The sequence below is a fragment of the Sulfurospirillum arsenophilum NBRC 109478 genome (genome assembly GCF_000813345.1).
In the GTDB taxonomy this organism is placed as follows: domain Bacteria; phylum Campylobacterota; class Campylobacteria; order Campylobacterales; family Sulfurospirillaceae; genus Sulfurospirillum; species Sulfurospirillum arsenophilum.
Genome location: NZ_BBQF01000002.1, coordinates 306295 through 320178, shown reverse-complemented (window position 1 = coordinate 320178; position 13884 = coordinate 306295). Strand labels below are relative to the sequence as shown.

Here is a 13884-nt window from a genome sequence, read left to right as displayed (position 1 = left end):
ATAAAGTAAATATTAAGAAAACAACGTTATAAGTTGATTGACCTAGACTAAACTTTTATGTTATAATCACTATAAATATTAATGGATTAAAAAGAGTCCAAAAACAAGGTTAACACTCATGAGTAAGAGTTTATACGAGACATTAGACGTCTCGGCAGATGCGAGTGCGGAAGAGATCAAAAAAGCGTACCGAAGACTGGCACGTAAATACCATCCTGACATCAACAAAGATGCAGGAGCAGAAGAAAAATTTAAAGAGATCAATGCGGCCTATGAAATCCTCAGCGATGAGCAAAAACGTCAGCAGTACGACCAATACGGCGACAATATGTTTGGTGGTCAAAATTTCCACGATTTTGCCCATTCTCAAGGTGGCGCTAATTTAGATGATATCTTACGCAGTATCTTTGGTGGCGGAGGCGGTTTCGGGGGTGCTCGAGGTGGATTTGGCGGCTTCAGTGGCGGAGGTTTTGGCGGAGGCGGCTTCGGCGGTTACAGTGAGCCTGATTTGGATGTAAGCGCTAAAATTATTATTCCTTTTAATGTTGCTATATTGGGTGGAAAACACTCCCTTTCGTACAATAACGAGAGCTTTGATGTGAAGATTCCCGCAGGCATTAAAAATGGCGAAAAGATGCGTGTTAAAGACAAAGGCAAGTCGTATCAAGGTCAAAAAGGCGATCTTCTTCTCAGTGTAGAAGTTGCATCAAGTCCTGAATACACCAGAGAAGGCGATGATCTTATTAAAACAATAGACGTTCCTTTAAAAACGGCTCTCTTTGGCGGTAAAATCGCTGTCGATACGCTGTATAAAGAGATCACGCTTAAAGTCAAAGAAGATACAAAAAATGGACAAAAATTTAGAGTCAAAGAGTATGGCGCACTGAACCGTAAAACACAAAACAAGGGTGACTTGTACTTAGTAGCCAACATCGTTCTTCCTCCCGTTGCTTCATTGGATAGTGCTTTGAAAGCAACCATGGAAGCTAACTTACCAAACTAAACTCAAGAGGAGTATGCCATGCATCATGGGTATGAAGAACCAGTCTATTTGATTAGTGTAGTTGCTAAAGTACTTACTATTCATCCTCAAACACTTCGTCAGTATGAAAGAGAAGGGCTAGTGCTACCTTCTCGAACAGATGGCAAGATGCGTCTTTACTCACAACGTGATATTGATAAAATCAAGATGATTCAACGCCTTACCCGCGATCTTGGTGTCAATCTTGCGGGGGTTGACATTATCATGCAACTCAAAGAAAAAATCGATGATTTTGAAACATTGGTTGAGAGTTTGCGATTAGAGCTGAGTGGGCTTACGAAAAAAAGTGCTCAAACTAAAAACCCATTGGTTAAACATAAAAATAGTTACGAAATCATTTTATTTGGGGAATAGTTGTGGATAGTGTATTAGCGATCATTTTAAGTGCAACGGCTATAGCAACGCTCTTTAACATCTTGTTAAAGCGTTTTAATATACCGACTATCATTGGGTATATCATCACAGGATTTGCCATTGCTTATATGTACAATTTGGGTCGCAACAATCTCTCTCTTACTCACATAGCAGAGTTTGGTGTTGTTTTTTTAATGTTCACGATTGGGCTTGAGTTTTCGATCAAGCATCTTTTGAGGATGAAAAAAGATGTTTTCTTTTACGGCTTATTGCAAGTCTCTTTAGTGGGAGGTGTCATTGCTTTAGGCGCTGAGTATTTTTTTGGGATTGAACAAAAAAGTGCCATCATCATTGGTTACGCATTAGCACTTTCTTCAACAGCCATTGTTTTAAAAATTCTCAATGACAGTGGAACCATTCATACCATTTACGGGCGTAAAGCACTTGGAATTCTTCTTTTTCAAGATATTGCAGTCATTCCAATTTTATTGATGATTAACATCTTTTCAAATCAAACCAGTTCACTTTCATCGTTGTTATTGCAAACGCTGTACAGTGCTATTATCATTTTAGGATTGATGTTTTTGATAGGCAAATACCTTCTGAATCGCTTCTTATCATTAGTGGTTTGGGCTGATACGCAAGAAATTTTCATTGCTTCGGTGTTATTACTCGTGGTTGGAGCTTCATTCTTAGCGCATACTTTAGGCTTTTCTTACTCTTTGGGTGCTTTTTTAGCGGGTATGATGATGTCTGAAACGCAGTATAAGCATCAGATTGAAGCCGATCTTGTGCCCTTTCGTGACCTTTTATTGGGACTCTTTTTTATCACCGTTGGTATGCAGATCGATCTTAATTTAATCGCGCAAAATTATGGCACCATTTTACTCTTTTTAGCATTGATGATGGCATTTAAAACACTGGTTGTATTTGCAATTTTATTTTTCTCCGTGGGCGGTAGAGTGGCGCTTAAGACGGGGTTGGCGCTCTGCCAAGGCGGTGAATTTTCACTGGCTATTTTAGCGTTAACAAGTTCATCGCATCTGATAAGTACTAAAACGTCACAAATTCTGATTGTTACGGTTGTTTTATCCATGATCTTGACACCTTTTATTTTAAAAAATATGAAAAAAATTGTTGATTCTATTACTAAAGAGCCAAATAACGGTGACTTTATGATCCATTCATCGGGAATTAAAGATCATATTGTTGTGTGTGGTTACGGAAAGCTTGGGCAAGAGATTGTTTATCGCCTTAAAAAGATGAATGTTAACTATTTGGTATTAGAGCATGACATTACACTGGTAAAATTGGGACAAAGTAGGGGCGAGCCTGTTTATTTTGGAAATGCTGCTGAGAAGAGCATCCTTAAAAATGCTTTTGTGGAAGATGCAAAAGCGGTTATTATCGCGATCAATAATGAGAAAAAATTAATTCTTCTGTGCGAAGTGTTAAAATCATTTGATGCACCCATTAAAATTGTAGCAAAAGCCAGTGATTATGATGAGAAAAAACTGCTTAAAGCGTTACAAGTCAAGCACATTGTCAATGAAGGACGAGAAGCGGCAAAAGCGCTTCTGCAGGTGGCATTAGAAGAGAATCCTATTGAGTGATGAAAAGTGCTATTTCATCGCTTAAAAAGTAGTCGTTATTAAAGACGCGATTATCTTTACATGTAAGCTTTTTTTCTTCCACTAAAATTTTCACTCTTCCTTGCTCTTTAGGACTAAAATGCACTAGATCAATGCCAATATTACTTCGAAGACCTAAGAAAAGTTTTTCTACATGTAAATCTTCCAGACTTAATGCTTCAATCTCTTGTGCAAGAGGATTTTGGATGTAGGTTTCAATGTCTTTACTCGGGTAAAAACGTCTGTCTTTTAAAAATCCAACCGCGCCCGCACCGATTCCAAGATAGTCTTGATGCTCCCAATACCCTTTATTATGAACACTTTGATAGCTTCCAAAATTGGAAATTTCATATTGCGGAAATCCTGCTTCTATAATTGCTTTTACAAACTCTTTGGCAAGCTTCTCAGAGTCATTGACGACATCCGTTCGCTTGTAAAAAGGAGTTTCTTCTTCCAGTGTGAGAGCATAGGCACTCAGATGGTTGATGGGAAGGGATGAGGCAATTTTGAGATCTTCATGAAGCAGAAAAGGTGTATCCATAGAGGTGCCATAAATGAGATCAAGTGAAATGTTTTTAATACCCAGTTTTGAAGCATTTTCGATAGCCTCAAAAGCAATTTTAGGGGTGTGGTTACGTCCCAAAAAAGCGAGTTTTTCTGCATTAAAACTTTGTACGCCAAAGCTTAGACGATTGACGCCTAGTGCCTTCATCGTTTGTATCCACTCCTTGGTTGCCGAGTGAGGATTGGCTTCTGAAGTGACTTCTGCATCGTGGCTTAAATAGGGCATTATCATCTCAAAAAATGGTTCATACCACGAAGCAGGAATGGTTGAAGGAGTGCCTCCTCCAATAAAAAGTGAGGTAATACTTCCTCTTTGAGCATTAAATTTTTCAAGCTCAAAGCGTAGTTGCGTCGTAATCTGGTGCATATAGTTTTGTTTCAGTGTTCCTTTGTTCTCATAGGAGTTAAAGGCGCAGTAGTGGCATTTGCTATCGCAAAATGGGATATGAAGGTAGGCTAACACATAATTCCTTGTATCAAGCAAGTTTAATGACTTTTTAGGTACTATTTTAACAAAAATATAGAGGTAATGCGCAATTATGGAATCACCAAAACGATACAGACCAAATGTTGCTGCCGTGATTGTCTCTGCAAAATACCCTTTTCAATGCCAACTTTTTATTGCTAGTCGTAGCGATATAGAAGGTGCATGGCAATTTCCTCAAGGTGGTATTGATGATGGCGAAACGCCGCGCGATGCGCTTTACCGAGAACTTGAAGAAGAAATTGGCACTGGTGATGTTGAGATTATAGCAGAGTATCCTGAGTGGTTACAATACGACTTCCCTCAAAAAATTGCTCAGAAGATGTACCCCTTTGATGGACAGAGCCAAAAATATTTTTTAGTAAGACTCAAAAAAGATGCAAAGATTAATCTTGCGACGAAAGAGCCAGAGTTTTGCGACCATAAATTTGTCAGTTTAGAAGAGGTGTTTGATTTTATTACCTATTTTAAGCGCCCAGTATATAAACAGGTGTTAGAATATTTCAAAAAAGAAGGGTATCTTTAAAATGTTGATCGTTCAAAAATACGGAGGAACGAGTGTTGGCAATGTTGAGCGCATTGAAGCCGTTGCCAAAAGAGTCATTGAGAGCAAACAAGAGGGACACGATCTTGTTGTGGTTGTTTCAGCGATGAGTGGAGAGACCAATAAGCTTTTAGATTTTGCAGCGCATTTTAGCAAAACGCCAAATAACCGTGAAGTGGATATGTTGTTAAGTTCTGGTGAGCGAGTTACCAGCGCTTTACTTGCAATTGCTCTTGAAGCACAGGGCTATACAGCTGTCTCCATGAGTGGCAGGCGTGCAGGCATTGTAACGGATGATATACACACAAAAGCTAGAATCGAGCATATTGATACCACCGCAATGAAAGAAGAGCTCAAAGCGGGAAAAATTATCGTTGTTGCAGGTTTTCAAGGTGTAACTGAAAGCGGTGAAGTTTCAACATTGGGACGTGGTGGTAGTGACCTTTCTGCTGTTGCTATTGCAGGTGCACTTGAAGCTGATCTTTGTGAAATCTATACCGATGTGGATGGTGTTTATACCACCGATCCTCGCATTGAGCCAAAAGCAAAAAAACTTGAAAAAATCAGTTATGATGAAATGTTAGAACTTGCAAGCCTTGGTGCAAAAGTACTTCAAAGCCGTTCCGTTGAAATGGCTAAGAAGCTTAATGTTAACCTTGTCACACGTAGCAGTTTTAACAAGAACGAAGGAACACTTATTACAAAGGAAGAAAAGATTATGGAACAACCATTAGTTAGCGGTATTGCACTCGATAAAAACCAAGCGAGAGTCACTCTTCGTGGTGTTACAGATAAACCTGGCATTGCGGCTGAGATTTTCAAAAAACTTGCTGATTGTAACGTTAACGTTGATATGATTATCCAAAACGTAGGACATGATGGTACGACAAACCTTGGTTTTACCGTTCCTCAAAATGAACTTGATATGACCAAAGCAGCCATGAGTGAGCTAAGAGCGAGTGATGTTATGGAATATGACAGTGACATCGTTAAAGTTTCTGTGGTCGGTGTGGGTATGAAATCACACAGTGGCGTGGCGTGTAAAGCATTTGATACCATGGCTAAAGAAGGTATCAACATCGAGATGATCAGCACAAGTGAAATTAAAATTTCGATGGTTATCCAAGCAAAATACGGCGAACTCGCTGTTCGAGCGCTTCACAGTGCATACCAATTGGATAAATAATCGATGCAACAATTCTTAAAGTGGACATTAGAAGAAATCCGCAAAGACGGCTCTATGATGAGTTGGATGGAAGAGAAGAGGTTCGAGTGGGTTCCTCTTGCCGCTTCCATGTTAAAAAATCTTCTTGATGGCCATACGTTTATTGTGATTACAGATGATGATAGAGCGTGGTTTTGTCACTATATGCTTCGTGCTATCAACAATCATCATAAAAATAGACCTCTTTTACCTTTTATTGCATTACAAACACTTTATCCAAATTTGTACCAAGTCAAAACGAAAGAAGATATAGAGCTTTTGGAAAACATGCTCTCACAAGCATTCCCAAGTGGTTATACGTTTTTTTATGTCGGTAAAAACAGCGATGTAAAGATGCAAATCGCTAAACGTAAAGACGATAGTTTTTTATGGATTATGGACGAACATGTCCAAAATAGTTTTTACCTTTTAAGTGATGATGATAGTTTAGATATTAAATTGATTCAACTTTTTAGACTTCTCGATAAAAGTATCGATGCCGTGCTTTTTGCCGAGGTTAATTTTGAAAACGAGTGATGAAGAGGTTTTTAGCCATATTTTGATTTGTAAAAATGTGGAAAAAGCAAAAGAGAGCCTGCAAGAAGAGTACGCCAAAGAGCGCCATCTTTTCTATGTTAAAGATGAGTTTTTGATCGATGATGCCAAAGAGGTCATCAAAGAGGCGTATATTGCAGAATCTACACATAAATATCTGATTTTAATTGCCAAAGGCTATCGCGTTGAGGCACAAAATGCACTTCTGAAGATTTTTGAAGAGCCTCCGCGTCACATTGTTTTTATTGTCGTTGCCCCTTCTAAAACAGCTTTTTTACCAACCATTCGTTCACGCTTACTTCAAAAAGAGTTGATTGTGGAACATGAAAGCATTCGCAGTGGACTGGATCTTCAAAAACTTGACCTTGGCGATATTTACCCTTTTATTCAAAAGCATCAGAGTGCTGAAAAGAGCTTTCTAAAAGAGTTGGTTCAAGCCATTGTGTACGAATCAATCAATGAACATCATCTTCGTTTTAGTGAAAAAGAGCTGGAGCATTTTCAAAAACTGCTTCATCTTGTTGAGTTAAATACGAGAGCTCAAACGATTTTAACGTCTCTTTTGCTTTCTATTATGCTAAGAAAACACCGATGAAACTCTGTAAACTCTCTTCCAAAAGTGATATAAAGGCACTCTTCCAAGCTTTACATGTAACCAAAGAAGGTAGTGCTATTTTAGAGCAAAAGGCACATTTGAATTTTATTTATATCAAAGATCTTAAAACGCCCGCTGCAAATATTCTCAAACAAGATGCTCTTTCCATTGGAGCTGATCTGGCCGTTCCAAAAGATACGATTACATGTAAAATTCCTTTGGTCGATGCGATTTTAATTGCGAACGATAAACAGCTTAAAGAGCTTGCTCGAAAAGAGAAAGCACAACCGTTTGGACTTAAAGCTATAGCAGAAAAACTAAGTGAATTTATCTTTACATGTAACGATGATTTTACGGTGATGGGCATCATCAATACCAACGAAGACAGCTTTTTTCAAGGCAGTCGTTTTAGTGGTGAACATGCGTTAAAACATATTGAATCCATGATAGAAGAGGGTGCTAATATCATCGATCTTGGTGGTGTTTCAAGTCGCCCTGGAAGCCTTGGTGTGAGTGAGGCTGAAGAGCTGGCTCGCATAAAGCCTATTATTGATCTGATTTTCCAACATAAGCTTTTTGAAAAGGCTCAATTTTCACTGGATAGTTACTCTCCATTATGTTTGGAGTATGCGCTTACGCATGGCTTCAGTATTGTTAATGATATAACAGCGCTTGCGAACAATGAAGTTGCCCGTGTGGCAGCAAAGTATGATGCCACAGTCGTTTTGATGCATATGCAAGGTGATCCCCAAAGTATGCAAAAAGAGCCAGTGTATGAAAATGTTATTTTAGAGGTTGATGCATTTTTTGAAGAGCGTATTGCAAAAGCAAAAGAGTTTGGAATCAGCAAGATAGTGTTGGATGTTGGTATTGGGTTTGGAAAGGGCTTAGAGCATAATCTACAGCTTCTTAAACACCATGAACATTTTTTACATTTTGGCTGTCCATTACTTGTAGGTGCTAGTCGAAAATCGATGATCGACAAGATCATTCCTACACCTATTTCTGAGCGCCTAGCGGGCTCATTAGCCCTTCATCTCAAAGCCTATGAACATGGTGCAACCATTTTGCGTGTTCATGATGTCAAGGCACATGTACAAGCTCTTAGCGTGCTTCGCGCACTCAATCAAACTATTTAGGATTCTTTTTTGGAAAAAATATTAAGCCTTTTAACGCGTATCAGCGAGCTTTACACTATTCCCCAGTGGATTGTAAACAGCGGCGCCATTGCTATTTGTATCATTTTAGTTGCCTTCCCTTTTGTTGCTCGCTATCTTATGCGCCCTAAATACTACAAATTTCGTGAACTCATTTTATTTAAAGTGCTCTGGCGATGGAAGTATAAAAAAGGGGACATTATAGGTCTTTGGTGCTATTGTCCAAAGTGCCAAAATATGCTTATGGTGGATGATGAAAATTGTAGATCATCAGAGTCGTTACAAGACAAAATTACGTTTTTTGTTTGCCCTGCATGCGGTGGTCATGAACTTGGTCGTTTAGTAGGGGGCGATAGACGCTATGTTTTAAGTTTGGTTAGGCGTGAGATTTGGCGTTATATTCGTGAAGGAACGTACAATGAAGTTGCAACAGCCACTAAAGAGGCCTTAGAAATTTATGTGCAACTTGAAGAAGCAAAGGCAGAAAATAGTGAAGATGCCTCTTCTGAGCCAGTAGAAAACAATGCTACAATGAGTGAAACAGAATCTCTAGAAAGCACTGAATTATCTGCTATTGGACCAGAAGAGCATTTACCTGAACCTTTACATGTAAATGAAGCTAAAGAAGAGCCCACTCCTGCAGTTCCTATCTCAACCAAAGATGAGCCAAAACTATCTCAAGAAGAGCGCAGTGCCGAGGAAATAGAAGCGGTTATGCACGAAGAGGAGAAGGAGATCAAAAAAGATGGAGTTTGAAGTTTACTATTACGCGATCTTTTTACTTACAGGGCTTGTTGCAGGCTTTATTGACGCTATTGCAGGAGGCGGTGGCATTATCACGATTCCTGTACTTTTAGCCTCTGGTATGCCTCCACATATCGCTCTTGCAACCAACAAACTCCAAGGTACTTTTGGAAGTGGGATGGCTTCTATCAATTTTATTCGCAAAGGATTTATTAAGTGGTCTGAAGTTTTTATCGGCGTCATTTACACCTTCATTGGTGCAGCGCTTGGAACGTATGCCATTTTACTGATGGATGCGAGTATCCTTGCGAAGATTATTCCCGCGATGCTTATTGGTATTTTTATTTATACGCTTTTATCGCCTAAAATGGGAGAAAATGATCGTCATGCTTACCTTGGTAATCACCTTTTTTTCTTGATATTTGGTATAGGACTTGGCTTTTACGATGGCTTTTTCGGACCAGGAACGGGAACGTTTTGGACCATTGCCCTTGTGACACTTTTAGGATTGAACCTTAAAAAAGCAACGGCACAAACCAAAGTTATGAATTTTACAAGCAACATCGTCTCCTTGGCAGTGTTTCTTTGGAGTGGCAATGTGCTTTTTGTGGTAGGTTTGCTAATGGGCTTTGGGCAGATTGTAGGAGCATATATTGGCTCTAACATGGTTATCAAAAAAGAGGTGAAGTTTATCCGTACATTTTTCTTAATCATGGTTGGACTTACACTTTTAAAACTTATTTACACCAGTTACATTGCATGACACACGAAGAATATTTAGCCAAAATTGATCTTGCCAATGAATGGGCAAAAGCCTATTACGTCGATGATGCTCCTGTAGCGAGTGATGAAGAGTATGATACACTTTATCATGAGATCGTTGCCTATGAAAAGGCATATCCACTTTTTATCGATGAAAATAGTCCTACCAGACGCGTGGGTGGTTTGGTACTTGAAGGTTTTAATAAAGCAGAGCACAAAGCGCGCATGTGGAGTATGGAAGATGTGTTTGATGAAAGTGATCTGGATGCGTGGATAGAGCGTGTTAAAAAAGTAAAAGAGATCTTCACCTTTTACTGTGAACCAAAATTTGATGGTGCAAGCATGAATCTCATCTATGAAAATGGGATTCTTGTGCAAGCCATCACGAGGGGCGATGGAAGCATTGGTGAGGATGTTACTGAAAACATCAAAACCATTGGTTCGATTCCTTTGCGCATTGACTATACCGAGCTTATTGAAATTCGTGGTGAAGTGGTTATTAAAAAAGCAGATTTTGAAAAGCTTAATGTTGAACGCATGCACAATAACGAGCCCCTATTTGCCAATCCGCGCAATGCAGCAGCAGGGAGCCTTAGACAGCTTGATACCAGCATTACCGCAAAGCGTAAGCTCATGTTTTATCCGTGGGGCATAGGTACGAACAGTTTAACACAGAGTTTTTTGAGTCAAAAAATGAGTTTTGTCTATAGCCTTGGCTTTTTACAACCACCTCGTATCGTTGTAACCAAAAGCGTGGATGATGTGCATACACTTTATGCAGAACTCATTGCGAAACGTGACGAGATCGAGATGATGATGGATGGTATGGTCGTGAAGATCGATGATGTAAGCTTGCAAGAAGAGCTTGGTTATACCGTCAAATACCCAAAATGGATGGTTGCGTTTAAATTCCCTGCGATTGAAAAAGTGACACGACTTCGTGATATTACCCTGCAAGTGGGCAGAACAGGCGTGGTAACCCCCGTGGCTGAAGTGGAAGCAGTGAACATCGAAGGTGTTATCGTGGAGAGAGCCACACTGCACAATTTTGATGAGATAGAGCGTAAAGATGTTCGCATAGGCGATAGTGTCATTATCATTCGCAGTGGGGATGTCATTCCAAAGATTATTAAAGTTTTAGAAGATCGACGCGATGGAAGCGAAACAAAAGTAGTACGCCCCCTTCTTTGCCCTGTGTGCGGTGAGGAACTTTTTGATGAGGGCGCACTGATTAAATGTCAAAACCTCTCGTGTGATGCGAGAGTTGTTGGAGCAATTATCCACTTTGCTTCTAAAAAAGCTCTCAATATTGATGGTCTTGGTGATAAAATCGTTGAGCAACTCTATGCGCAAAAATTAGTTTTACATGTAAAAGATTTGTATGCACTTTCTTTGGATTCATTGCTCGCGTTAGAAGGCTTTAAAGAGAAAAAAGCACAAAACCTTTTAGAGGCAATTGAGCAGAGTAAAGGGGTGGCTTTAGCGAAGTTTATTAACGCTCTTGGCATTGAACATATTGGTGAAGTGGCGGCTAAAAAGATTGCACGAGCGTTTGGTTTAGAGTGGTTGGAAGCAACGTACGAGCAGATCATCGCTCTTGAAGGTTTTGGCGAAGAGATGGCAAAGAGTTTGGTAGAGTTTATCCATGTAAATCGTACTGAAACGCATGAGTTGATGGATATTATCAATCCCATTGCCTCTAAATTAGAGATAACAGAGTCTGCATTTACAGGGAAAACGGTGGTTTTAACAGGCTCTATGAGCCAACCACGCGATGAGATTAAAGTGATATTAGAGAAATTGGGTGCAAGAGTAAGTGGAAGTGTCTCTAAAAAGACCGATTTTGTCATTTATGGCGAAGAAGCAGGCAGTAAGTTAGCTAAAGCCTTAGAACTGGGTGTAAAGACACTGAGTGAAAGTGAATTAAACGGGATGATTGAATGAGACTAGATAGTTATGTGTTTGAAAAAGGGTTCGCTCAAAGCCGCAATAAGGCAGCAGAACTCATTAAAGAGGGTAGTGTTTGGCTCAACGGTAAAGTAGAGCGTAAGAGCTCTGTGGAGATTGGAGAGAGTGACACGGTTGAAGTTGAAAAAATTATGCAATATGTGAGTCGAGCAGGACTCAAGCTTCGTGGATTTATTAATGAATTAGGCTTACATGTAAAGGGTCTTGACGTTCTTGACATTGGCAGTAGTACGGGTGGTTTTGTACAGGTATGGCTTGAAGAAGATGTCAAGAGTGTGACGGCTGTGGATGTGGGTAGTGAACAGCTTCACCCCACACTAAAAGTCGATTCTCGCATTATTTTGCATGAAAATAGTGATATACGACTTTTTAAGCCTGAACAAACCTATGATATGGTTAGTTGTGATGTGTCCTTTATTGGTATAGCTTCACTTTTAGAGCACATTGATAGGCTCGCAAAAAATGAGATTATCATCTTATTTAAACCACAATTTGAAGTGGGTAAAGATGTGAAGCGTAGCACTAAAGGTGTCGTTAAAGATGGCTCGGCTATTATGCGCGCACATTATCTGTTTGAGTCACAAGCTGTTACGCTTGGTTGGCATTTGATAGACAAAAGAGAATCACTTGTAAAAGGGAAAGAGGGGAATGTTGAGACGTTCTACTATTTTAAAAAAAGAGAGTGTTGATACATTAGCCATCGGTAGTTTTGATGGCATTCATGTAGGGCACAGACAGCTCCTTAATCATTTGGGTGACAATGGCGCACTGTTTGTCGTTGACAAAGACCAAGCCAACCTGACCCCGGGAATTAAGCGTAGTGAATATGCGGGTTATCCGTGTATGTTTTTTCATTTTTTAAAAATAAAACACCTTACGGGCGAAGAATTTGTCGCTCTTTTAAAAAAAGAGTTTGTCAATCTTAAAAAGATTGTCGTTGGCTATGACTTCTTTTTTGGACAGCATCGTTCATGCAATGCACATGATCTTCAAAAATTCTTTGATGGGGAAGTGGTCATCGTTGAAGAGTTTAGTTACCAAGGCATTTCTGTTCATTCAAGCTTAATTCGTGAATATTTAAAAGAGGGGCGTTTGGAAGAAGCAAACCGCTTTTTAGGGCGTGAATATGCCATAACAGGCGATGTCATTTCTGGGCAGGGACTTGGTAAAAAAGAACTCGTTCCAACACTAAATCTCAAAGTTTTAGAGTATCTCATCCCGCATGAGGGCGTTTATGCAACACGAACACGCATTGGACAAAACATCTATAAATCAGTCTCTTTCGTAGGGACACGCCATACTACCGATGGCGAGTTCTCCGTTGAAACACATATAATAGACGAACATATTGCTGAAATTCAAGGCTTTGTTGAACTCTTTTTTGTGGAATTTTTACGGGATAATCAAAAATTTAATAGCCTTACAGATCTTAAACAACAAATCGAAAAAGACATTAAAGAAGCCAAAAAACACTTAGGTACGTGCAGAGTTTACTTAAATGATTTCTTGTAGTTGTACATTTTAATATCTGCCTCTTCCAGTATGCTTTTAAAGCTATCTTTGGTTTTAAAAGCTGCTACACCAAATGAAAAATCAATATAAAAGAGCTCTTTATTGTGTTTAAAAGGCGTTTTTATGAGGTTCTGGTTAACAGTATGTAAAATTTTATGTATTTCTTCTTTATCATTATGATAGTCGCTTAGGATTAAAAACTCGTCGCCTGCATAACGAAGAGCCGTGACATTTTGTATTTTTTTGAGCACTCTTCCAATGACATGTAAAACTTTATCGCCGATGATATGACCAAATTTATCATTGACCTCTTTAAAATCATTAATATCTATAAAAGCTAAAAACCCATTATTTTTGAAGTGATCATCTCTGAGAAATTTCTCAAAAAGCCATCTTCGATTATACAAGCGTGTCAGCTCATCAATGTAAAGCTCTTCTTGCAGTGAAGCGATTTTGGATTCGAGTTCGATCATATTGTTTTCAATGAATTGCAATGCCATATTGTCTTTATTGATAATGGCGATGCGTGCATTGACGACATTTTCTTTGAGTGCTGAAGCAGAGCGTTCCGTTTCATTTTTAAGGAGTTGAATTTTACGCAATGCATAGAGCATGGCTGCTTCTTTATCGATGTCGCTGAGTTTTATACCTAACTCTTTCGCTTTAGAGTAAAAAATATCTCGATAGATCTCTGGTAAAACAATCTCAAGATTTCGTATCTCTTTGATGGTCAGATCTGTAAGTTCTTGCAATTGCTTGTTCATGATG

15 protein-coding genes are annotated in these 13884 nt (G+C 39.2%); 13 read left to right on the top strand and 2 right to left on the bottom strand.

Translation table 11 applies throughout. The annotated features are described in order from the left end of the window. The first annotated feature begins 118 nt into the window (after positions 1-118). From SAR02S_RS05975 to SAR02S_RS05965, 3 genes are read left to right on the top strand one after another with little or no spacing between them, the layout of a single operon-like run. Positions 119-1003: a DnaJ family protein gene (locus SAR02S_RS05975; protein ID WP_041957838.1), complete on the top strand. Its 885-nt coding sequence runs from the start codon at positions 119-121 to the stop codon at positions 1001-1003. A gap of 18 nt (positions 1004-1021) precedes the next feature. Continuing rightward, positions 1022-1396, top strand: coding sequence for a heat shock protein transcriptional repressor HspR (locus SAR02S_RS05970; protein ID WP_041957836.1), 375 nt, complete (start codon positions 1022-1024; stop codon positions 1394-1396). A 2-nt stretch (positions 1397-1398) separates the two neighbouring features. Further along, positions 1399-3009 (top strand): cation:proton antiporter, encoded by a 1611-nt coding sequence (locus tag SAR02S_RS05965; RefSeq protein WP_041957835.1) that lies wholly within the window; start codon positions 1399-1401, stop codon positions 3007-3009. Here the strand turns inward: SAR02S_RS05965 and hemW are convergent. After that, positions 2999-4054 carry a radical SAM family heme chaperone HemW gene (gene hemW, locus SAR02S_RS05960; protein WP_041957834.1) on the bottom strand — a complete coding sequence of 352 codons (1056 nt, stop codon included), beginning with the start codon at positions 4052-4054 and terminating at the stop codon, positions 2999-3001. The two genes, SAR02S_RS05965 and hemW, sit on opposite strands and share 11 nt — an antisense overlap. Before the next feature lie 76 nt (positions 4055-4130). On the opposite strand from hemW, the gene SAR02S_RS05955 reads away from it, so the two are divergent. Genes SAR02S_RS05955 through SAR02S_RS05910 form a run of 10 tightly spaced genes read left to right on the top strand, consistent with a single transcriptional unit; the run spans position 4131 to position 13116 of the window. After that, on the top strand, positions 4131-4601 hold the full coding sequence (locus tag SAR02S_RS05955; RefSeq protein ID WP_041957832.1) for an RNA pyrophosphohydrolase: 471 nt from the start codon (positions 4131-4133) through the stop codon (positions 4599-4601). A gap of 1 nt (position 4602) precedes the next feature. Further along, a complete protein-coding gene (locus tag SAR02S_RS05950) occupies positions 4603-5805 on the top strand; it encodes an aspartate kinase (protein WP_041957830.1) in 1203 nt (400 codons plus the stop codon). 3 nt (positions 5806-5808) lie between these two features. Next, the gene (locus tag SAR02S_RS05945; RefSeq protein ID WP_041957827.1) at positions 5809-6360 is read left to right on the top strand and encodes a HobA family DNA replication regulator; all 552 of its coding nucleotides are present in this window, start codon (positions 5809-5811) and stop codon (positions 6358-6360) included. After that, positions 6347-6973, top strand: coding sequence for a DNA polymerase III subunit delta' (locus SAR02S_RS05940; protein ID WP_052433548.1), 627 nt, complete (start codon positions 6347-6349; stop codon positions 6971-6973). Before SAR02S_RS05945 ends, SAR02S_RS05940 begins: the two co-directional genes overlap by 14 nt. After that, positions 6970-8112: a dihydropteroate synthase gene (gene folP, locus SAR02S_RS05935; protein ID WP_041957826.1), complete on the top strand. Its 1143-nt coding sequence runs from the start codon at positions 6970-6972 to the stop codon at positions 8110-8112. Before SAR02S_RS05940 ends, folP begins: the two co-directional genes overlap by 4 nt. A gap of 9 nt (positions 8113-8121) precedes the next feature. After that, positions 8122-8886 carry a hypothetical protein gene (locus tag SAR02S_RS13570; RefSeq protein WP_232293998.1) on the top strand — a complete coding sequence of 255 codons (765 nt, stop codon included), beginning with the start codon at positions 8122-8124 and terminating at the stop codon, positions 8884-8886. Continuing rightward, the gene (locus SAR02S_RS05925) at positions 8876-9637 is read left to right on the top strand and encodes a TSUP family transporter (protein ID WP_041957823.1); all 762 of its coding nucleotides are present in this window, start codon (positions 8876-8878) and stop codon (positions 9635-9637) included. Before SAR02S_RS13570 ends, SAR02S_RS05925 begins: the two co-directional genes overlap by 11 nt. Further along, positions 9634-11580, top strand: coding sequence for an NAD-dependent DNA ligase LigA (gene ligA / locus SAR02S_RS05920; protein WP_041957821.1), 1947 nt, complete (start codon positions 9634-9636; stop codon positions 11578-11580). The genes SAR02S_RS05925 and ligA overlap by 4 nt, the downstream gene beginning before the upstream one ends. After that, complete coding sequence (gene tlyA, locus SAR02S_RS05915; protein WP_041957819.1) at positions 11577-12293, top strand: 23S rRNA (cytidine-2'-O)-methyltransferase TlyA; 717 nt, start codon at positions 11577-11579, stop codon at positions 12291-12293. The genes ligA and tlyA overlap by 4 nt, the downstream gene beginning before the upstream one ends. Beyond that, positions 12253-13116: a bifunctional riboflavin kinase/FAD synthetase gene (locus tag SAR02S_RS05910; protein ID WP_041957818.1), complete on the top strand. Its 864-nt coding sequence runs from the start codon at positions 12253-12255 to the stop codon at positions 13114-13116. Before tlyA ends, SAR02S_RS05910 begins: the two co-directional genes overlap by 41 nt. Here SAR02S_RS05910 and SAR02S_RS05905 read toward each other — a convergent pair. Further along, entirely contained in the window at positions 13095-13880 is a 786-nt protein-coding gene (locus SAR02S_RS05905) for a GGDEF domain-containing protein (RefSeq protein ID WP_041957816.1), read from the bottom strand. The two genes, SAR02S_RS05910 and SAR02S_RS05905, sit on opposite strands and share 22 nt — an antisense overlap. Positions 13881-13884: the final 4 nt, after the last annotated feature.